Annotated in this window: 24 protein-coding genes; 5 read left to right on the forward strand and 19 right to left on the reverse strand. The window is 32.3% G+C overall.

Annotated features, from left to right (window positions below):
- Positions 1-2 precede the first annotated feature (2 nt).
- The 11 genes from OH806_RS05765 to OH806_RS05815 all read right to left on the reverse strand — a co-directional run bounded on the left by OH806_RS05765 (position 3) and on the right by OH806_RS05815 (position 7,121).
- Positions 3-1,349: a beta-carotene 15,15'-monooxygenase gene (locus OH806_RS05765; RefSeq protein WP_264742719.1), complete on the reverse strand. Its 1,347-nt coding sequence runs from the start codon at positions 1,347-1,349 to the stop codon at positions 3-5.
- Between the two features lie 6 nt (positions 1,350-1,355).
- Positions 1,356-1,763, reverse strand: a complete 408-nt coding sequence (locus OH806_RS05770; protein WP_264742720.1) for a hypothetical protein — start codon at positions 1,761-1,763, stop codon at positions 1,356-1,358.
- Positions 1,764-1,766: 3 nt separating this feature from the next.
- Positions 1,767-2,129: a DUF6804 family protein gene (locus OH806_RS05775; protein WP_264742721.1), complete on the reverse strand. Its 363-nt coding sequence runs from the start codon at positions 2,127-2,129 to the stop codon at positions 1,767-1,769.
- Between the two features lie 32 nt (positions 2,130-2,161).
- On the reverse strand, positions 2,162-2,455 hold the full coding sequence (locus OH806_RS05780; protein ID WP_264742722.1) for a hypothetical protein: 294 nt from the start codon (positions 2,453-2,455) through the stop codon (positions 2,162-2,164).
- A gap of 10 nt (positions 2,456-2,465) precedes the next feature.
- Positions 2,466-3,533 (reverse strand): type I restriction endonuclease, encoded by a 1,068-nt coding sequence (locus tag OH806_RS05785; protein WP_264742723.1) that lies wholly within the window; start codon positions 3,531-3,533, stop codon positions 2,466-2,468.
- Positions 3,534-3,543: 10 nt separating this feature from the next.
- Positions 3,544-3,876 carry a YegP family protein gene (locus OH806_RS05790; protein WP_264742724.1) on the reverse strand — a complete coding sequence of 111 codons (333 nt, stop codon included), beginning with the start codon at positions 3,874-3,876 and terminating at the stop codon, positions 3,544-3,546.
- Positions 3,857-4,165, reverse strand: a complete 309-nt coding sequence (gene yidD / locus OH806_RS05795) for a membrane protein insertion efficiency factor YidD (protein ID WP_264742725.1) — start codon at positions 4,163-4,165, stop codon at positions 3,857-3,859. The genes OH806_RS05790 and yidD overlap by 20 nt, the downstream gene beginning before the upstream one ends.
- A 1-nt stretch (position 4,166) precedes the next feature.
- Positions 4,167-4,400, reverse strand: coding sequence for a hypothetical protein (locus OH806_RS05800; RefSeq protein WP_264742726.1), 234 nt, complete (start codon positions 4,398-4,400; stop codon positions 4,167-4,169).
- A 125-nt stretch (positions 4,401-4,525) separates the two neighbouring features.
- The gene (locus tag OH806_RS05805; protein WP_264742727.1) at positions 4,526-5,191 is read right to left on the reverse strand and encodes a response regulator; all 666 of its coding nucleotides are present in this window, start codon (positions 5,189-5,191) and stop codon (positions 4,526-4,528) included.
- Positions 5,192-5,204: 13 nt separating this feature from the next.
- The gene (locus OH806_RS05810; RefSeq protein WP_264742728.1) at positions 5,205-6,872 is read right to left on the reverse strand and encodes an ATP-binding protein; all 1,668 of its coding nucleotides are present in this window, start codon (positions 6,870-6,872) and stop codon (positions 5,205-5,207) included.
- Positions 6,873-6,935: 63 nt separating this feature from the next.
- The gene (locus OH806_RS05815) at positions 6,936-7,121 is read right to left on the reverse strand and encodes a hypothetical protein (RefSeq protein ID WP_264742729.1); all 186 of its coding nucleotides are present in this window, start codon (positions 7,119-7,121) and stop codon (positions 6,936-6,938) included.
- Positions 7,122-7,498: 377 nt separating this feature from the next.
- On the opposite strand from OH806_RS05815, the gene OH806_RS05820 reads away from it, so the two are divergent.
- On the forward strand, positions 7,499-8,287 hold the full coding sequence (locus OH806_RS05820) for a hypothetical protein (protein WP_264742730.1): 789 nt from the start codon (positions 7,499-7,501) through the stop codon (positions 8,285-8,287).
- A 55-nt stretch (positions 8,288-8,342) separates the two neighbouring features.
- Here OH806_RS05820 and msrA read toward each other — a convergent pair whose 3' ends face one another.
- The 5 genes from msrA to OH806_RS05845 form a co-directional block, all read right to left on the reverse strand.
- A complete protein-coding gene (gene msrA / locus OH806_RS05825; RefSeq protein WP_264742731.1) occupies positions 8,343-8,894 on the reverse strand; it encodes a peptide-methionine (S)-S-oxide reductase MsrA in 552 nt (183 codons plus the stop codon).
- 24 nt (positions 8,895-8,918) lie between these two features.
- Positions 8,919-9,887, reverse strand: coding sequence for an ROK family protein (locus OH806_RS05830; RefSeq protein ID WP_264742732.1), 969 nt, complete (start codon positions 9,885-9,887; stop codon positions 8,919-8,921).
- Between the two features lie 218 nt (positions 9,888-10,105).
- Positions 10,106-13,180, reverse strand: coding sequence for a preprotein translocase subunit SecA (secA, locus tag OH806_RS05835; protein WP_264742733.1), 3,075 nt, complete (start codon positions 13,178-13,180; stop codon positions 10,106-10,108).
- A gap of 124 nt (positions 13,181-13,304) precedes the next feature.
- On the reverse strand, positions 13,305-13,526 hold the full coding sequence (locus tag OH806_RS05840; RefSeq protein WP_027382805.1) for a DUF2795 domain-containing protein: 222 nt from the start codon (positions 13,524-13,526) through the stop codon (positions 13,305-13,307).
- Between the two features lie 143 nt (positions 13,527-13,669).
- The gene (locus OH806_RS05845; protein WP_264742734.1) at positions 13,670-14,692 is read right to left on the reverse strand and encodes a GDP-mannose 4,6-dehydratase; all 1,023 of its coding nucleotides are present in this window, start codon (positions 14,690-14,692) and stop codon (positions 13,670-13,672) included.
- 86 nt (positions 14,693-14,778) lie between these two features.
- Between OH806_RS05845 and OH806_RS05850 the strand changes: the two genes are divergently transcribed.
- Together OH806_RS05850 and OH806_RS05855 are read left to right on the forward strand one after the other, a co-directional pair.
- Positions 14,779-15,576, forward strand: a complete 798-nt coding sequence (locus OH806_RS05850; RefSeq protein WP_264742735.1) for a DUF2797 domain-containing protein — start codon at positions 14,779-14,781, stop codon at positions 15,574-15,576.
- Positions 15,577-15,616: 40 nt separating this feature from the next.
- The gene (locus OH806_RS05855; protein WP_264742736.1) at positions 15,617-18,265 is read left to right on the forward strand and encodes an AsmA family protein; all 2,649 of its coding nucleotides are present in this window, start codon (positions 15,617-15,619) and stop codon (positions 18,263-18,265) included.
- Between the two features lie 33 nt (positions 18,266-18,298).
- On the opposite strand, the gene OH806_RS05860 is transcribed toward OH806_RS05855, so the two are convergent.
- Positions 18,299-18,649: a hypothetical protein gene (locus OH806_RS05860; RefSeq protein WP_264742737.1), complete on the reverse strand. Its 351-nt coding sequence runs from the start codon at positions 18,647-18,649 to the stop codon at positions 18,299-18,301.
- A gap of 173 nt (positions 18,650-18,822) precedes the next feature.
- Here OH806_RS05860 and OH806_RS05865 point away from each other — a divergent pair, with 173 nt between their 5' ends.
- Positions 18,823-19,017 carry a hypothetical protein gene (locus OH806_RS05865; RefSeq protein ID WP_264742738.1) on the forward strand — a complete coding sequence of 65 codons (195 nt, stop codon included), beginning with the start codon at positions 18,823-18,825 and terminating at the stop codon, positions 19,015-19,017.
- 122 nt (positions 19,018-19,139) lie between these two features.
- A complete protein-coding gene (locus OH806_RS05870; RefSeq protein WP_264742978.1) occupies positions 19,140-20,186 on the forward strand; it encodes a PA0069 family radical SAM protein in 1,047 nt (348 codons plus the stop codon).
- 54 nt (positions 20,187-20,240) lie between these two features.
- On the opposite strand, the gene OH806_RS05875 is transcribed toward OH806_RS05870, so the two are convergent.
- Together OH806_RS05875 and OH806_RS05880 are read right to left on the reverse strand one after the other, a co-directional pair.
- Positions 20,241-20,399, reverse strand: coding sequence for a bacteriocin-like protein (locus OH806_RS05875; RefSeq protein WP_264742739.1), 159 nt, complete (start codon positions 20,397-20,399; stop codon positions 20,241-20,243).
- Positions 20,400-20,468: 69 nt separating this feature from the next.
- A complete protein-coding gene (locus tag OH806_RS05880; RefSeq protein ID WP_264742740.1) occupies positions 20,469-21,419 on the reverse strand; it encodes an isopenicillin N synthase family dioxygenase in 951 nt (316 codons plus the stop codon).
- Positions 21,420-21,429 lie beyond the last annotated feature (10 nt).

A 21,429-nucleotide genomic window follows, 5' to 3' on the forward strand; every position in this document is an offset into this window, starting at 1 on the left:
TTTTATAAAACGGACATATAAACAGAGTTTTGACTATCAGAATTAGCACCTACTTTGTTGAGGTTGTAGATATATTGTTTTTTACATTCTTCAATTATTTCCTGTTTTACAGGATGAGAAACCGCCAGTTTTTCGTTAACAAACGTAATCCAGCCTTGCATATATTCCGAAGCGTATAATTTGTAGTCTTTCGTAGGGATAATTACTCCATCGATAATATTTTGAAGCTCTTCTATTCTTCCTTTAGCCTTTGCAATAAGTTCTTTAATGCTTCCGATATTATTTCTTATTTCGTCTCTTTGTTTTTCAAATTCCTGAATTTTTTCCTGATGAACGAGAATATCTTTTTGTTTCTTGAGTTGTTCGTGTTTTATCTTGTCTTTTTCTTTATGTTCTTTCATTACAAAATCAAAAACAAGTCCCCAAATGATGTAAACAATAAATCCAGCGAAAATGATTCCCCAAAACTGATTTTTTGTAAAAGCAATCGATAGATCGAAAGGAGGAGAGTTGAATGTTTTGTTGAGTTCGTATAACTTTGACTCGATTTCATACGCCAAAATAGCATCAAAAACGAATGTGATAATAAAAAGTAAAGCAACTTTTGAGTAATTGGCAAAACTTTTATTTTCTCCAAACATATGGATGAGATATCCTAATCCTAAGAAAACAAACGGAATTAGTGTAACAAAAGCTCCTTCCAAAGAGCCTTCATCCCATGCTTTGTTGAAGGCCTGAGCGTCTAAAACGCTTTGTATGATATTTCCGCTGGCGTCAAAATTTTTAAAAAAGGCAGAATATGAAGTGGAAATATAAAAGGTAAATAGATACAAACTTATTGGAATAAGAATAATAAGACCTATCCAAAATTTTGTGGAAGCTCCTTTGGTTGCTTTTATATTGTATACTTCAGGGTTTCTTGGCAAATCGTTGATTTCGAATTTTATTTTTTCAATGGTATCCTGAACGTTTTTAATATTATCTCCGACATTTTTTAACTGTTCTTCTTTGTTATCTAAAGAAACGGTAAGACCTTTTATTTCAGTTTCTTTATTTTTTTGCTCGTTCAGATAAGGTTCTTTCAGCTTGTTTTGTTTTTCTACAAGTTCCTTTTCTTCATTTTGAAACTTAGAATAAATCGCATCCAGACAAATGGATAATGCCGTGTGATTTCCACTATTTCTAGAGCTGTCTCTGTATCCTGATTCGTGGTAAGTTCTCTTTCTGGTTTCTTCTGTAATTTCTGGATTTTGTTCAGGATTCGGATTTACAGGTTCGTTATTAGAATTATTGATTGGAACAGGTTTTAATCTGAAAATATTTTTGATATTTGAGGTCATTGCATTCATGGATAATTAATTTTTAAGGTCATTAAGAATATCAGTTTTTGTTTTACCTTGTTTTACGGCATCTAAAAAATAATCAACAATGCTTTTTACATTTTCTTCCACAAAGCCAAACATGGAAACATATTTTTCCATCATAGAGTATTCGTTTTCTGAGACAATTCCGTCTGCCCAAACCATTACAGTAAGGTCATACAATGCTTCTGCTTTTTCTTCGAGGGTTTCAGGAATGATAGTTTTTGAATGAATTGGGTTTAAAAGAATTTCGTCTAAATCTTTCTGTGAAACTCCTCTTTCTTCAGCGAGTTTATAAAGTGATTTGAGCTCATGTGTGCTAAAATCGTCATCACAAATAGCCATTTGATATAGTCTTAAAAAGTGAGCTTTTATTTTTTCAGGTATTTGTATTGTTTCCATATTTTATTTAATTATTCGGTCTCGGGTTTTGGTAATTTCTTCATGTTGAATGTCGATGGCTTCAGGTTCTTTTGTTTCCTTTTTCGGAATTAATGTGGAAAAATAATAGAAGAATAAAAGCCCAACTAGAATATCAATAACAATCCAAAAGGGTTTTAAATAGAAATAAATTGGCCAAAAAGGATTGAAAAGTATGAAGATGAGGATGAAAGCAATTAGCCAGAAACTTCTGCTTCTGAATTCGTTAAAGATAATGATGAGCGCCATCAAAGAGACTAAAATTCTGAGAAAAAAGTAGTAACTCAATGGTAAATCAACAATTCCAATGAAACAACAAATTGCTGCAACGATGATGAGGTATTTCATGGTTATTAATTTTTTAGTTGGGCTTTGGGGTTTTATTTGCATCCTGAGCAATATGCTCTGTCTACATATTCTTTGCTGTTACCGGCATAATAATAACATCCTCCTCTTGAACCAACGTACAGTTGGTGTCCGTTATAGGTACATCCGCCACTTTTAGAATACGATCTTGAACTTCTTGATTTTGTTCTTTTTGCTTTTCTGCTTTTATTTTTCTTTGTTCTTTTAGAGAAAAACTCTGTTGAAGTTGTAGTGTTTTCTGTTGCAGAAACAGATGCAGGTAATAATAAACCAAATGCTAAAAGGCTTGTAAGTAATAGTTTTTTCATAATAAAAAGTTTAGTTATAGTTTTCTAATGTTGTATGAAGTTCGTTTCTATAGTTGTATATATCATCAAGAGTATTCAAAAGTGTTTTTTCGCCTGAGTCTTTACCGTTATGAAATAGTTCTAAATATTTATTGGAAGTATTAAAATGGAATCTGCAAATTGGTTTTCTATTGTTGTCATCCAGCAATACTCCGAAATAAGATTGGGTATCTCTAGGAGCGATTCTTTCGGACGAAATTTTTTCTCTTAAAATTGCTTTTACAATCTGGAATCCTTCCAGCTCTTCTTCTGTTGTTATTAATTTCGGTGCTTCGTTGTTTTCATCAATCGGGTTTATATTTGTATTATCTTGCTTTTCAATTTGCTCGTTGATGTTTAAAGCAGATTTTAGCCTGAAGCTGATTGATTCATTAATAGAAGTTGTTAATGCCTTTTTAGTATATTCTTTAAATGAAACTAATCTGTTTGCATTGATAGGTTTGTCGAAAAATCTACTTACTAAAAGTTTAACAAACTGATCAGACGGATTTTCTATCTCTTTTTCAAATTCTTTTCTGATGGCTTTGATGTATTTTAATGCTTCTGCAGAATCTAGGATGGTTTCAAGATTGTATCTGGATTTTGTAAAACTTTCAAGAACCTTTATTGAACTGTCTTTCAGATCTTCAAGATTTATGGTAAGAAAAGGCTTTTCATCCATAATGTTGGGTTTCTCAAGATCTGCGTAGAAGTTGTAAATAATCCCATTGGTAAGAACTCCAAACTTAGTTTTTGAAACATGATAATAACGATGAAGTTGAGAATTGTGTGCATCAGCATTTTCTTTCCAGTGTTTGCATTCTATGATTAAAATTGGATTGTCTTGGTTTTTAATTACATAGTCTACTTTTTCACCTTTCTTTGTTCCAATATCACATATATATTCTGGTATTACTTCGGTCGGGTTGAAAATATCATATCCTAAAATCTGTATAAAAGGCATTACAAAAGCATTTTTTGTTGCTTCTTCTGTTGTAATTTGATCTTTCAATCCAACCACTCTTTGATGTAACTGCTCTAGTTTAATTTTAAGTTCCATTGTTATATTCTTAGATGGTTTCGTCGATAACTTCAGCAAGAGGAGCGTTCTTTTTTACGGATTCAATTCCGTTTTCCATCCCAGATTTTGAATTGTATAATTGGCTTTTACCAATGATTTCACCATTTCTTGCTTTTAGTACAAAATAATATTTGTCATTTACCGCGACTTTTCGTTCGTATCTTGAATCATCTTGAGAATTAATTCTTACTGACTCTATCCCTTTATGACAAGATGCTTTCTGGACGTAGCCTTCACTTGTTAGGATTATTTCTCCGTTTCCTGCTTTTAAATTGAATTGATACTCGTTGTTAATTCTTTTTTTAATAATAAATTTTCCCATAATTGTTTTTGTTTAATAGATATTCTGAAATGTCTTTCTCTTCAAGTATTTGATTATTAGGCAAGATGACTTGAAGATTATTTGTTGATGGATTTTTGTGAAGAATAGCAGTTGACCTACAATTTCTGAATCTGAATTTTAAGGCTTTAAGTCCTGAAATGATTCCTTTTTCAATAGTTTCTTGATAAACATATTTTGAACAACTTGTTTTGAAGATACATTTCCTTCTTTTTTCTGGAGGAAAGATTAGCCAATAGATTCTAATAATAAGAATAAGTAAGTATTTCATTTTATTCTTTTGAAAAGATCGCCATTTGATAATACGCCATATAACCATGTTTGGCTCCTATTCCAAAACAACCATATGTTGGCTGAATATAGGTAGAGACACTTTCTAATCTTATATATTTCCACCCTTCATTGGTTTGAGTGGCGATTAGCTTTTCTAATTGTTGTGCAATATTGATTGAACTCATATTCTGATGAGTTGCGGTTGCAACAAAAGGGATTACTTTATATTCCATATGTACTTGTATTTAACATTCCAAAAGTATAACCCTTTAAAAACCAATCCTTACGGGAAACCGTAAAATGAAAAAACCTTTCAAAAAAATGAAAGGTTCTTATATGAAATGTATTTTGTTTGGAATTAAATAATTCCTAAATCTTTACAAAAAGCAACTAATTGCTGATTGCTTGTGATTTCCAATTCCTCTTTCAGGCTGTTTAATCTTTTTTCAACACTACTTAGGCTGTTGGGTTTTATGTTGTTGTTTTTAAGAAATACAGGGATGTTTTTTTGTAAAATGCCTTGTGATAAAAGAGAGACTAGAGTAATATCATAGTCTGAAAATTCGTAACTATTAAGGTTTTTTAGGTCTTGTTTTAGATCTAAAGACAAATGATTTTTATTATTAAGTACCGTTTCAATAGCTTTTTTAAGTTCTTTTGAATCATTTCTTGCTTTTCGGACATATCCATTGATTTTTGATTCAGTAAAAAGTGAATCTATAATTCCGGATTTATGTTCGGCAGAAAAAACAATGACTTTTAATTCAGGAAGAATTTTTCTAATCTCCTCGATTAATTCTTTACCATCTTTTATTTTTTGTTCACGATGATCATCTTCATAATAAAGGTCGGTAATTAATAAGTCATAAGGTTCTTTTTCGCGAATAGATTTTTGAACTTTAGATAATGCATCATCACAATAATATACATAATCAACGGTTGGAACATTGAGTTCTTCTAATGTTTTCTGAACAGAAATACTGATGCTTTCGTGGTCTTCGGCTATTAAAATTTTTTTGAACATTTTTTTGTCTTTTTTAAAAAACAGGGAATGAAATGTTGATTCTAAGTCCCCTTTCGGTTTGGGGATCAAAAATAATTTCTCCGTTTAGATATTCAATACGGTTTCCCGTATTAGTCAACCCATTTTTTCGGATGATATCTCCCGAAATGCCAATTCCGTTATCTGTATACTGAATTTTTATGTTGTTGTCATTTCTTTCAAACTTAAAAACCACTCTGTTTGCCTGACTATGTTTTTTCATATTCACCAAAAGTTCCCGAATGATTTGATAGATTTCATCTTGGGCAGTAGCGTTTAGACCCAACCAAATATTTTTGCTGTTTCCTGCCACATATGTGTTTATGTTATCATTTTTAAATGAAGCAATAAGGCTTGAAACTCTTTCTTCAAAAGGGATCTCTTCTTCCAATTTTATTTCTTCATAAGAAATATTTCTTGATTTTTCATAAACAAATTCAAGCTCATCAAGAGCCTTGTTTTTATCAAAATTTTTCTGGTTTTCAATTTTTGTCATCACCTGATAAATGCCATTAGCAACCACATCATGAACTTTTCGAGATATTTTTAGTTGTGTATTTTTTATTTCGAGTTCTTTTTCTTGTTCGAGGCGCTGCTTTCTTTTTCTGTACCAAAATATACCACCGATTAATATTATTGATAGGATACCAAGACCAATGTTTCTTTGTAAAAGGTCGATTTCTTTTTCGGTATTTTCAATTTTTAACCTATGATTTTCAACTTTATGCTCCTCTGCTTCAAAACGTATTAAGGCAAATTGATTTTTTGCAGCATTTCTTGCTAATTGTGTGCTGTCATTTATTTTTTGATATTCAGTAAAGTATTTTAGATAATTAGAAGGCTCCAGAATAATCAACTGTTGTAATGTCTCCATTTGATCATCCGGATTTTTCATTTTTTTAGTAATTGCTAATCTTTTTAATGAATATGCTATAGCTGTTTTAATATCTTTGTCTTTATAAAATTCAATAAAACTAGATAGAACAAAATTTTGACCTGATAAATCATTAGTCTGTTCTCTTATTGAGAGTGATTCTTTGTATGCAGGAATGGGATTATAGTTTGGATTTATAAGATATTTAGTTTTAGCATAATTGTTTATTACTCTTGCATAGTCAACTTTGTTGATTTTGACATTCTTATTCTTGAGCGCAGAATTAAAGTATTTTAATGCTTTTGAGTAATCCTTTTTTTGTAAATAAGAATTTCCAATGTTGTTTATATAAGCTAGTTTTGTAATTGAATCATGTGTATAAAATAGAGCTTTTTGATAATATTCAACAGATTTGTTATATTGTTTAAGGTTCTCGGAAGCGATGGCCATACAATTAAAGTTTGAAGCAATAACTTCATTATGAAGGGAGTCTTTTGGAAGTAATATTTTACGAGCTTCAATAGATGTTTGTAAACTTCCATAGTAATCCCCTTGATTAGACATAATTATAGCCATGTTTATTAGGGCTTTTCCCGCCATCAAAGAATCTTTTTTATTTATGAAATCTTCTTTTGCGTAATTGAAAAGTTTATATGCCGTGGTTTCATCTTTAGATTTTTTTGCCAGTATATAAAATTTATTTTCATTGTTATTATATAGCTTTTTATTCGCCTTCTTTTCACAAGAAAGAATAACTAATAAAGTTAATAATACAAATAAATATTTCAAGATTAATAATTTGCTTACTAATTTAAAAAAAAGAGCTGTATATAACAGCTCTCTTATATAAATTTAGTTAAATGGTGGTTTTTGTCCGCTTCCTCCGCTTGTATCATCATCGCTCCCTCCCGGATCTAAACTGCTTCCGGAATTTGTTGTACTTAGTACAGTTGTTGGGGTTTGAGTGTTATCACATGCTGTATTTGCGTTGTTATTTGAAAATGCTAAACCTAATAGCATTAATATAAATTGGATCATTTCCTTAAAATTTTGTTGTTAGCTTTAGGTGTTCTTCCTTGTGAAACAGATCACAAGTAGTGTTACACGTTTTTTTAAATTTTTGAAGCGCTTCTAAAATTTTTAGGGAAGTGAACCGTCAAAAACGGAAGAGAAACTACTGCTTCCCAATCCAGAGTTTTCCTCCGTTTTATCTGGTTGTTTTGAAATCAGTTTTGTAAATTTGTTATTCTAATGTTTTGTTTATCACTGATTTCTGAAGCAAAGATGAAACAAATCGAAAGGTGAGGGTTAGAAAGTTTTTGGAGAGTTTTTGGAAATTTTCAATGAGAAATACGGGAAGCCGTAACGTAATGTTCTGCCGATTATTTAATTTTATGAATAATAACCTGTTGAAAATGTCAAAATTTTTTGATGAAAGAAAAAAACTATTAGAAGATGTATTTGAAAAAGCATCTAACAATACCACTGAAAAGTCATTCAGCGGTATTCTTAAGTATTTGGAATATTCTTTGTGGGATGATTATAAAATTAGTTTGAGTTATAAAACTTTCGAAACTTACTATAATACTTTGGTGATACAAGAGAAAGATTACAACATTAAACCTAGGATTTTAGATGAACTAAGTGTTTACCTTGGATATAATAATTTTAAAGAATATTGCGCAGAATGGAAAACGGTTGAATATTCAATAAGTGAGAGAATTTCTAAAGTTGTTATACAAATTATCAATAAGCCAATTCTTTCAATGCCAGAATTTATCAAAAACAATGGCTTGGGAATAATGGAGGTGTTTTTATTGGTATGCATTGTCACAGGAAGTGTCGTTTTTTCTAATAATCCCAAGAAGAAATATGGTTTTGCTAATCTTTTACCTAAACCTGAATGTATGTACTGGAATGGTAGTGAGTATAAATTGGTAGATTGTGATGATAAAAACCCATTATATGATAATAAAATTCCTGTTGATGAGGTTGAGCTGGAGTTTTTTAAAAGAATTTTACGAAAAGATACATTAACTTTTGAAAATGCAGTTGGGAAAACTTGGTATTCTAAATTTAATGGGAATGTTGAATTTTTTACAAAAGATGGAGTAGATCCAGATACTGGAAGAGAGCTTAAGAAGTCAACATCTCTTATGATTGAAAAATATGCTGGAAATCAAGAAAATGATAGTATAGAATAATTATTCTTCAGTTTATATCTAGAAAAAAAGCGAAGATTAGTTTCTTCGCTTTTTCTTATATATTCAACATTCCTAATTCCCCGAAATGTTTTTTGAATTTTTGAATTTTAGGACCAACAACTGTACTGCAATAAGGTTGCGTTGGATTTTCAGTATAATATCCTTGATGATATTGTTCTGCAGGCCAAAACCTGTCGAATTGGGTTAATTCTGTAACGTAAGTTCCCTGCCATCTTCCTGTTTCCTGAGATGTTTTTATAGCCAATTCTGCCTTTGCCTTTTCAGTTTCATCTTTATAATAAATTACAGAACGATATTGAGTGCCAATATCATTTCCTTGTCTGTTCAATTGTGTGGGATCATGAAGAAAGAAAAATACATCCATCAATTGTTCATAAGAAATAATGTCCGGATTATAAGTAATTTGTACGACTTCTGCATGCCCTGTTTCGCCTGTGCAAACTTCCTGATAAGTGGGGTTTTCTTTGTGACCTCCGGAATATCCTGAAATGGCAGATTCTACCCCTTTTAGTAAATTGAAACAGTTTTCTACACACCAAAAACATCCGCCACCAAAAGTGATTTGCTCTAAATTGTTCTTCTTCATTCTAGGAAACTCAATATTATTTAATTATTTTTCCCAAACTAGGGCACTTGCACCAAGAATAGCGGCATCAGCTTCATCCAGTTCACTGAAAACCAATTTCACTTTGTTTCTGAAAATAGGAAGAAGATTTCTTTCCATATGAAGCTTTGCCGGTTTTAAAATAAAATCACCAGCTTTGATAACTCCACCAAACAGAAGAATGGCTTCAGGTGAAGAAAACATGACAAAATTTGCCAATGCTTCTCCTAATTTCTGACCTGTATATCTGAATACCTCAATGGCGATTGGATCTCCTTTTAAAGCACACTCGTGAACCGTTTTAGAGTTAACTTCTTCTTCAGGAAACTGATTAAGCATAGATTCCGGAAATTCTGCTCTCATTTTTTTTGCAGTAATGGTAATTCCTGTTGCAGAAGCATAAGCTTCAAGGCTTCCTTCAGAACCTGTACTCCAATGTTTTCTACCTCCGGGTTTTACAATAGTATGACCTAGTTCTCCTGCAAATCCGTCATGTCCGTAGATTAGTTTTCCACTTGCAACAATTCCGCTACCAACGCCTGTTCCTAAAGTTATCATGATGAAATCTTTCATTCCTCTCGCTGCTCCAAAAAGCATTTCACCAAAAGCTGCTGCATTGGCATCATTGGTAACCGTCGTTGGAAGGTTAAATTTAGCTGTCATCATTTCACCAAAAGGAATTACGCCTTTCCAAGGTAAATTTGGAGCCTGTTCAATGGTTCCTTTGTAATAGTTTCCATTAGGAGCTCCAATTCCGATTCCATCAAAAGTTCTTTCTTTGCTATGTTTTTCAATTAGAGGATAAATGCTTTCATATAGTGCGTCGATGTATTCTTCTACCGTTTCGTAAGCATCTGTACGTAGGTTTCCTTTTTCAAGAACTTCACCACGATGGTTTACAACTCCAAATTTGGTATTAGTGCCTCCAATGTCAATTCCAAGGGCAACATTTTTTGATAAATCTATTAATGACATGCTTTAATTTTGAATTTTTAAAAATAATAAATTTTATGTTTATTGTTTATCTTATCATTAAATTAATTATGAATATCAATAAAAATCTATGCAATTAATTTTATGTAATAAAAGTAGAATATTTGTAGCAAAAACAGTTGTAATAACCCTTTCTGATTAATGATAATAAAAAAGTCAGAACCGAAGTCCTGACTTTTTTTTGTATAGATTAATTTTTCTTATGCCGGAATTTCTCCTTTATATAAGAAAGAAATGATTTCTTTATTCATTTTATCTACCATTTCACTGAATAAATGGAAAGATTCTTGTTTGTAAATTACAAGTGGATCTTTTTGTTCGTAAACGGCTCCTTGTGAAGATCTTCTCAAGTCATCCATTTCACGAAGGTGAAGCTTCCAGTTTTCATCGATAATTGATAAAGTGATGTTCTTTTCAAAATCGTTGATTAAGCTTTCACATTGAGTTTCATAAGCTTCTTTAAGATCTGCAACAATAGTCATTGTTTTGTTACCATCCGTGAACGGAACCTGAATCATTTTAAACATTGAACCTTGATTTTGATATACATTCTCAATGATCGGGAACGATTTCTCTTTCAATAAGTTCAGTTTCATTTGATAGTCTTCCTGTGCTGCTTTAAATAAAATATTGGTAAGATCCTGAATGTTTTTATTCTTAAAGTCATTTTCAGAAACAGGAGCTTCCATTGTGAAAGTTTTAATGATATCGTATTCGAAATCTTTATAGTTTCCTGTAGATTTTCCTTTAGCAACAATAGAATTGGCTACATCGAAAATCATATTTGTGATATCGTACTTTAAGTGATCTCCAAATAGCGCATTTCTTCTTCTCTTATAGATAACGTCACGTTGCTTGTTCATTACATCATCGTATTCAAGAAGTCTTTTTCTGATACCAAAGTTATTTTCTTCAACTTTTTTCTGAGCTCTTTCGATAGATTTACTGATCATTGAATGCTGAATAACTTCACCTTCTTTATGACCCATTCTGTCCATCATTTTAGCAATTCTTTCAGAACCGAATAAACGCATTAGGTTATCTTCAAGAGATACATAGAATTGAGAACTTCCCGGGTCTCCCTGACGTCCCGCTCTACCTCTTAGCTGTCTGTCAACACGTCTGGAGTCGTGTCTTTCAGTACCGATAATTGCTAACCCCCCTGCTTCTTTTACTTCTTTTGTAAGCTTAATGTCGGTACCACGACCAGCCATGTTTGTAGCAATAGTAACTACTCCTGGCTGTCCTGCTCCTGCAACAATTTCAGCTTCTTTTTTGTGAAGTTTTGCGTTAAGAACCTGATGAGGTATTTTTCTTAATTGTAATGCTTTTGATAATAATTGGGAGATTTCAACTGAAGTAGTACCAACAAGTACAGGTCTTCCTGCAGCTGTTAACCTTTCAATCTCTTCAATTACGGCATTATATTTTTCTCTGTTGGTTTTATAAACTAAATCTTGTTTATCTTTTCTTAAAATCGGACGGTTTGTAGGAATTACAACAACATCTAATTTATAGATTTGCCAAAGCTCTCCTGCTTCTGTCTCTGCTGTACCCGTCATCCCCGCAAGTTTGTTGTACATACGGAAATAGTTCTGAAGCGTAACAGTAGCAAAAGTTTGAGTTGCAGCCTCAATTTTTACATTTTCTTTAGCTTCGATCGCTTGGTGAAGACCGTCTGAATAACGTCTTCCTTCCATGATACGACCTGTCTGCTCGTCAACGATTTTTACTTCACCATCAATTACCACATATTCATCATCTTTTTCAAATAATGTATATGCTTTAAGCAATTGGCTCATCGTATGAACTCGTTCAGATTTTTCAGCAAAATCGCCGAAAAGTTTTTCTTTAGCTTCAAATTCCTCTTCTTTAGATAAATTTTTAGCTTCCAGTTCTGCGATTTCAGTTCCAATATCCGGAAGAACGAAGAAATTAGGGTCAGAGTTTCCTTGAGACATGTATTCTACTCCTTTATCTGTCAAGTCAACCTGATTGTTTTTTTCTTCGATTACAAAGTAAAGATCTTTATCTACAATCGGCATATCACGGTTGTTATCCTGCATATATTGAGCTTCAACTTTTTGAAGTAATGCACGATTTCCGCTTTCCGATAAGAATTTAATGAGTTGTCTGTTTTTAGGAAGACCTCTGTAAGCCTGAAGTAACTTAAATCCTCCTTCTTTCGTGTTTCCTGCTGCAATTAATTTTTTAGCTTCATTAAAAATAGCAGAAACGGTTTTCTTTTGCACTTCAACAATTCTGTCGACAGATGGTTTCAGAACATCAAATTCTTGTCTGTCTCCCTGCGGAACAGGACCTGAAATAATTAATGGAGTTCTTGCATCATCTACTAATACAGAATCAACCTCGTCAACGATAGCAAAGTTTAATTCTCTTTGTACTAATTCTGAAGGTGAAGTTACCATGTTATCTCTCAAATAATCGAATCCAAATTCGTTATTTGTTCCGTAAGTGATATCTGAATTATATGCTTTTCTTCTTCCTTCCGAGTTGGGTTGGTGATTATCTATACAGTCGATAGACATACCATGGAATTGATATAATGGTCCCATCCAAGCGGAGTCTCTTTTTGCAAGATAGTCGTTCACCGTTACAACGTGAACACCTCTTCCAGGAAGTGCATTTAGGAAAATTGGTAAAGTTCCTACCAACGTTTTACCTTCACCGGTTGCCATTTCGGCAATTTTACCACTGTGAAGAATAACCCCACCGATGAACTGAACATCGTAATGTACCATATCCCAGTTTACTGGCGTTCCGGCAGCATCCCATGAGTTTTTCCAAACAGCAGTATCTCCTTGAATTTCTACAAAATCTTTTCCTGCTGCAGCTAATTGTCTGTCCCAATCAGATGCTTTTACACGAATTTCTCCGTTTTGTGCCCATCTTCTTGCTGTTTCTTTTACTAATGCAAAAACTTCAGGAAGAATTTGGCTCAAAACTTTTTCTTCAATTTCGTAAGATTCTTTTTTCAGAGACTCAATTTTCGAGAAAAGCGCTTCTTTTTCATCAACGTTTTTCGAATTTTTTATCTGCTCTTGTATCTGTTCTATTTGAGCTGTGATTTTACTTGTTGCAGATTTAATATTTTCTTTAAACTCAACAGTTTTTTCTCTAAGACCATCATCCGACAATTGCTGAATGTTTGGTTCAACAGCTTTGATTTTTGTTACAACTTTTTTTACTTCTTTTAGGTCCTGCGCTTTCTTGTCTCCCAAAAACCCTTTTAGAACTTTGTTTAAAAAACTCATAAATTTTTTGCTTTATGCTTAAAGATATGCCCTTTAAGCGTTTTTGTTAACACTTACGTGTAAAATTAATATTTAAAAAAAAGGAGATAAGCTCTAAGAAATTACTTAAAGCTTATCACTTTAATTAATATTCGTCTTCGTTCCAAAGATAATCTTCGTCTGTTGGATAGTCACTCCAAATTTCATCAATTGCATCATAGATTTCTCCTTCATCTTCAATCGCCTGAAGATTTTCTACTACTTCCATTGGTGCACCAGTTCTGATTGCATAATCAATAAGCTCTGCTTTTGTCATTGGCCAAGGTGCGTCACTTAAATATGAAGCTAATTCTAATGTCCAGTACATAATTTTCTAATTTTTTTGCAAAAGTATAAAAATAGAGTATATTATACGCTTTTTTATACCTGATTTTCAATTCTTTTTATTAATTTTTGTTCATTACTGCTTAATAGACTGTATTATAGCTGTGTCAGTAACTAAACTTGATGTCATTTTCTCAAAAACCATTCCACAAATTTTTTTATGCCATTTTGGAAGTTTGTGTCAGGTTTGTAGCCAATTAATATCTTAGCTTTTGTAATATCTGCATTGGTTTTTTGTACATCTCCGGGCTGCATTGGCAGATTTTTTCGAATGGCAGATTTTCCTAAGGTATTTTCTATGGTAGAAAGCATTTCATTGAGATTAATGACTTGGCTTTCTCCAAGGTTGATGATTTCGTATACATCGGAATTTTGCTCTAAATAAATAATCGATTTTGTAATTCCGTCAATTATATCGTCAATATAGGTGTAATCTCTTGCGGTAGTTCCGTCTCCATAGAATGGAATTTCTTTACCGTCTGAAATGAGTTTTGTGAATTTATGTATAGCCAAATCAGGTCTTTGTCTGGGTCCGTAAACTGTAAAGAACCTTAATTGAATCATGTCAACTTTATATAAATCATGATAAACATGACCTAAAATTTCCCCACATTTTTTTGTTGCAGCATAAGGAGAAATCGGGTTGTCTACATTGTCGGTTTCAGCAAACGGGATTTTTTCATTATTTCCATATACGCTTGATGAAGAAGCACAAACGAATTTTTTGATATTGAAATCTTTGCATAGTTCCCACAAATTCATTGTTCCTCGAATATTCACTTCTTCATATTCCAGAGGCCTTTCTATAGAAGGACGTACTCCTGCAAGTGCGGCAAGATGAATAATTAAATCAATTTTATGATTTCTAAATATTTCCTCAAGTCCTTTTTTATCACGAATATCTTGGTAATAAAGGGTGTAATTATCAGAGCGAGATATTGAAATCAAATTTTGAATGTCGTTTTCTTTATCAGAGAACTCGAAATTCGAATTTTCACCAATTGACTCTAAAGTATTTTTAATTTTTATCTGATAACTATAGAAATTATCAAAATTGTCAATATTTATGACAGAATGTCCTTTTTTTAATAATTGTTCTACCAAGTGAGAACCAATAAACCCGCTTCCTCCTGTTACAAGATAGTTCATCTGTGATTTTTTCTTTGTGCAAAAATATAAAATTTACTTTTTGAAAATATAATCATTAAATTTACTTAAAAAAGTAACATAATAATATGCAGTTTCAGGGGCAAATTTTAAAAATGACGAGCTTCAATGCGGAGCCTATACAATATTATCTCAATCTTTCCGGTGATTTAATTCATATGAATGAGTTGTTTGGAAAAGAATTAACTATTAAACATACAGGATATCAGTGTGTGAATTGTCAGGAAAACAAGCCTATTTATAGAATGGGGTTTTGTAAAAGCTGCTTTTTTGAGAGCCCTTACGCAAGTGACACAATTATTCGTCCTGAGCTTTCTACAGCACACCTTGGAATTGCAGAGCGCGATTTGGAAGTAGAAAAAGAAATTCAACTACAACCGCATACAGTATATTTAGCATACACTGGAGATGTGAAAGTGGGGGTGACAAGAAACACTCAAATTCCCACAAGATGGATTGACCAAGGCGCTACTTTTGCGTTGCCGATTGCTGTTACAGAAAACCGATATGAAGCAGGAATGATAGAAGTTGCGCTAAAAGAACATATACCGGATAAAACAAATTGGAGGAAAATGCTTCAGGATGATTTGGAAGATGAAGTTGATTTGTCTGATTTTCAACAAAAAATAAAAGAATATTTTCCTGAAGATTTCAAAAAGTTTTACAGCGAAGGTGAAAATCTTTGGAAGTTTGATTATCCTTTTGAAAAACCGGAGAAAATAAATTCGTTTACATTGGATAAAAAGCCTGAATTCACAGGGAAATTAACGGGTATAAAAGGGCAGTATTTAAGTTTTGATAATAGTAATTTTATCAATATAAGAGGTCACGAAGGATATGTGATTGAGTTGGTTGTGAAAAATTAATCTTATATTTATTCAAGATTGATTAAACCAAATCACAAAAATGAAAAAATGGGTTGAAAAATTACTTTTCGGTCTTGGGGTATTTTTTGCCGTTTTGTTATTGGCAAATTTTGGATTGAATATTTGGCTTAAAACCCAGCTTCCAAAGTATATTAAAGATAATACGGACTATAGGGTTTCTTATAAAACTTTGGATGTAGACTTAGGAACGGGAAATATTTTTTCCACGGGGATTTCTGTGAATTCTAAAACCCCTCAAAATAGTAATATTTTAGGTGTTCAGGGAACGATTGATACATTAAAAATAAATCGATTTGGGATTTATGATGCTCTTTTTAATAAGAGGATAAGTTCATCAGATATATTGTTGGCAGGTCCCAATCTGAATATTATTCTTGCAAAACCGACGGATAAAAAAAAAGGTAAAAAAGAAAACCCATTTTTATTTGAAAATATTAAAATTAGCAAGGGTAAAATCAATGTTTTCAGACATACAAAACAAAAACTTTTATCTATTCAGCAACTAAATTTATCTGTTGAAAATCTTCAGATGGCAGACGAGTCGGAAGAAAATAAATTACCCATTGTTTTTGATAAATATGATATTAAAGGGAAAGGGTTTTTCTTTCGAGTAAATAATGTTTACGCGTTAACAATCAATGAAATAAAGACCTCTAATCAACAGGTGAGAGTAGAAAATTTCAATCTGATTCCATTGTTGAGTTTTGAACAGTTCAAAAGGTTTTATCCCCAAAAAGCAAAACTTTTTCAGTGTAATATTCCTGAAATGGAATTTAAAGATATAGCATTGAAGAAAAATCCTGTTTCTCTTTCTAAAGCAAGTTTCCAAAATCCTGTTCTCACAATTTACAATACGAATGTTGTTGCAGAGAAAAAGTCCACGAAGTTGTTAAATTATGAGATTAATTTGGATAATATTAATCTGAATAATGCAACAATTCAGGTTTTGAAACCGGATGGAAGTAATAGTTTATTTGCTAAAAACTTTAAGCTAAATATTGATGAATTAAAATATAACAAAAAAACATCTGAAGAAGTTATTCCGTTTGGGTATAAAGACTTTCAGTTTTCGGGGAATAATATTTTGTATTCGAATCATCAGAATTTTGCAATTGGAAATATTGTTTTTAATCCTAAAAGAGGAGAGCTAAGGAATGTTTCTGTTACTCCCAATCAAAGTAATTTAGGAAGAAGATCTATCGGACTTAAGGTAAATCATGCAGTATTTAATATCAATACATTAGATTTTGCAAATAAGAAACTTAATCTTGATATCAAAGATGTCTTAGTTGATCATGCAAACGGAATTATAAAGATAGGAGACAGTGAGAAAAAAGTAAAAAAAACACCAAGAGAGAGTAGGATTGAGTTTGTTTTGGTGAGAAAGGTAACGCTTAAAAACTCAAATATTACGTATGATAAAGGTGGAGAGCCATTGGTTTTTAACGATTTGAATGCAACGTTAAACGATATTAAAATTGCTCCCAAACCGAATAACCTAGGGAATACAATTAATGTTAAAGATTATTTTCTAACAACTAAAAATTTCGTTTATAAAACTCAATTTTATAATTTAAGTGTTGGACTTTTAAAATTAAACAAAAACAAGGCTCAGATTAATAATTTTGCAATGAAACCTCTTGTTTCGAGAGCTCAGTTTATCAAAATGATACCTGTTGAAAAGGATTTGTATGATATTAAAGCCAATCAAATTATGGCGGAAGGAAATTGGGATTTATTTTCTCAAAATAAATTTATTCGAGCCTCAAATGTAACGATTCAATCTGCGGATGCGAATATTTTTAGGAGTAAAATACCTAAAGACGATCCCAAAGAAAAGCCTTTGTATTCCAGAATGTTGAGATCGATAAAAATTCCGATGCAAATAAATAATCTGGATTTGAAAAATTCAGTTTTAGTGTACGAAGAAGATACTCCGGAAAGTGCAGGGCCAGGAAAACTTACGTTCAGCAATTTTAATATGAATGTCAAAAATCTTAATTCTGCAAAAATGAAAGGAGAACCAACTCGTGTTGATATAAAGATTGATTGTTCGTTCATGAAACTTGCTCCGTTATCTGTAAACTGGAATTTTGATGTAGCAAATCAAAATGATGTGTTTAATATTTCAGGTAAGGCAGTGAACCTTCCTGCGGAAGGAATTAACCCTTTTATTCGTCCGTATCTTCATGTAACGGCAAAAGGAATGATTCAGGAGATGTTATTTAATTTTAAAGGAAATCCAACTAGTTTAGGCGGAACATTTAATCTTAAACATAAAGATTTAAAAGTTGCTATTCTAGACAAAAACAATCAGGAGAAAAAAGGAGTTCTTACGGCAATTGCCAACTTGGTTGTACGCTCAGATTCCGGAAATTTGCCTGAAGCGGTAGATGTAGAGGATGTGAAACGAGATCCTACAAAATCTTTTTTTAATCTTTTCTGGAAAGGGATTGAACAAGGCTTAAAGAAAACCCTGATTGGGATAAATGTAGATAAAGCAAAAAAAACTGTTGATAATACGGTTTCAGCCGTAAAAGATGTAAAACAATCTGTAAAAGATTTGAAAAAGGAAATAAAAGGAGATAAGGTATCTAAAGAAGAAAAACCTAAAAAGGGCTTTATGAAAGGGTGGTTTAAGAAAAAAGAAAAACCCGAAACAGAATAGTTTCGGGAGTTCATTTATACATTGAATTTTATTTTAAAAATTAAATTCTTCATTTTCGTGAATAGGAATGTTTCTCAGAAATTCATCGAATTTTTCTCCCGGATAATTGCTGTCTGCTCCATAAGAATCAATTATCATTCCTGTATTTTCGTTATTGTCTTTCAAAACATATAATACTGCACTGTCGTCAGGATTACTGTCGCCTTCAAAACGATATGTTTTTAATATAATAAGGTCGGATGAGAGGTAGATTTTATCTGAATTTTCAAACTTCATTTCACCCTGCTCATTCATTCTAAACTCTTTATAGATACCTCTTTCTTTTAATTTTTCCATAACTTGGCTAAGCGTTGTCATTTTATCAGTATTTCCTGTGTTTTCCATAATGATATTTTTCTTTTAAAGTACAATAATTAAACCATTGATAATGAAATTGGAGTGTTTTGATGAATTATATTTTTTCCAATGATTGGCATTGATGTTAACACAATTTATAATATCAAAAATTGTGTTGGGTATACTTTTTGCAATAGACATTTTAATAAATCAGACAAAGTATGAAAAAAGAGGTTGGCATTTTACTGGCGGGAGGAGTTGGTCTTTTGGCGGTATTAGGCATAATAGGAATTAAAAAAATATTACACAAAAAAGATAAAAAATATAGTGATACCTATTCAGACTATCACAGACACTTTGATGAAAAATACCACTACGATGAACATCACGGAGTGGAATTTTACGCGCTGAAGTAGTAAAAAAATATATTAAATTATGTTTAATCCAACGCTTTTGAAAGTGTTGGATTTTTTTGTGGAAAACTTTAATGTTAAAACTCATTATTTTCGGAAAATTACACTCTAATTTTACATCTGGGATGGAACATGAAAACATCATAAAAGGTCAGGGAGCTCAGCGAAATGTTATCAATCGTTTCGATAGGTATACTTATGAACCTGATGATGAGGATTTCGAAATTGTAAAGACTTCTTTTATCGAGGTTTTCCCTAAATCTATTGTAAATCGGGTGAAAAGCGAAGATTTACCAATGGAGTATTCCATGAATCCTTATCAGGGTTGTGAACATGGCTGTGCTTATTGCTTTGCAAGACCTACTCATGAATATTGGGGATACAGTGCGGGAATTGATTTTGAAAGGAAAATTATGGTCAAAAAAAATGCACCGGAATTATTAGAGAAGTTTTTTCAAAAAAGAGGGTATAAACCCGCTCCGATTTTACTTTCTGGAAATACAGACTGTTACCAACCTGCGGAACGACAATTTGAGATTACAAGAAAAATATTGCAGGTTTGTCTGGATTACAGACATCCTGTCAGTATTCTTACAAAAAATGCTTTGGTTTTAAGAGATATAGATGTTTTGAAGCCGATGGCAGAGCAGAATTTAGTGTCTGTTTCTTTAAGTATTCCTACAATCAATGAAGATTTACGAAGGAAGATGGAGCCGAGAACAAGTTCCGCAAAAAATAAGTTGAAGGCTATTGAAGTTCTTTCAGAAAACGGCATACCTGTGAATGTTATGATTGCGCCAATTATTCCGGGACTGAACAGTGATGAGCCTTTGAGTATTTTAAAAACAATTTCGGAAGCCGGGGCTCAAAGTTTCGGGTATACTTTGGTGAGATTAAATGATACTGTAGAACCTGTTTTCGTGAAATGGATAGAGACCTGTTATCCTGATAAAGCTCAAAAAGTTTTAAACTTAATACGTTCTATGAGAGGTGGTAAATTAGGTGAAAAAAAAGACTTTGATAGACAAAAAGGAGAAGGTAATATTGCTGAGATGATTCATAATACATTTAAAATAGGTAGAAAAAAATTCTTTGATGGGAAAGAGTTTCCAAAATTATCTATTGAAAACTTTACGGGAACGAAAGCTCAACAATTAAGATTGTTTGATTAAATTAAAAAACCGCTCCAAAAGGAACGGTCTCTAATCAATATGATTGATAATTTTTTACATCGAATCATCAGGGCATACGAAATCATTATTACAGGCTGCACAAATTACAACTCCGTTGCAATAGTACATACAAAATTCCGGTTCCGGAAGTGTGATTCCTGCTCCTGAAATACTTTTTAAATGGTCTTTACTTAGTTTTTTTAAATTTTTCATATTGTTTTAATTTAAAATTTGATAGTAAGTAAAGTTAATTAAAAAAGTATATTCTTTAATGATAAATGTTTATTTTTTAATTAATCCTAATTCTACAAGTCTTTCGTATAAAAATTCTCCAGCGGTTGTGTCTTCGTATAACTTAGGATTATTTTCGTCAACACAGTTTTCAAGAGCATTCAATGACATTGCGCTAATTGGGTGCATAAAGAAAGGAATTGAATATCTTGATGTTCCCCATAATTCTCTTGGCGGATTTACCACTCTGTGAATAGTTGATTTTAATTTGTTGTTGGTATGTCTTGACAACATATCTCCAACGTTAATCATCAACTCATCTGCTTCAGCAATGGCATCAATCCATTCTCCATTGTGATTCTGAACCTGAAGACCTTTTCCTTGTGCTCCCATCAAAAGAGTGATTAGGTTGATGTCTCCGTGTGCTGCAGCTCTTACTGCATCATCCGGTTCTTCTGTGATTGGCGGATAATGAATTGGTCTCAGGATAGAATTTCCTTCTGCGATTTTGTCATCAAAATAAAATTCATCTAAACCAAGGTGCAAAGCTAAAGCTCTCAAAACATATTGGCCTGTTTTTTCAAGCATTTGGTAGGCTTCTTTACCTACTTCGTTGAATTTTGGAAGTTCTTCAACGATTACATTATCAGGATACTCAGTTTTGTATTTTGAATCATCAGACAAATATTGTCCGAAGTGCCAAAACTCTTTTAAGTCTCCTTTTTTGAATCCTTTTGCGGTTTCTTTACCGAAACCAACATAACCTCTTTGTCCTCCAATTCCCGGGATTTCATACTTTTGTTTTGTTTCCGTAGGAAGTTCAAAAAAGTTTTTTACCTCACCATATAACTCACTTACCAGCTTATCATCAAGGAAGTGTCCTTTTAAAGCAACAAATCCGATTTCTTCATAAGCTTTACCGATTTCATTTACAAATTTCTGTTTGCGTTCCGGGTTACCCGAAAGGAAATCACGCAGGTCTACACTAGGTATTTTATCCATTTATAGAAAT

Source organism: Chryseobacterium oryctis, from assembly GCF_025971925.1.
Lineage (GTDB): Bacteria > Bacteroidota > Bacteroidia > Flavobacteriales > Weeksellaceae > Chryseobacterium > Chryseobacterium oryctis.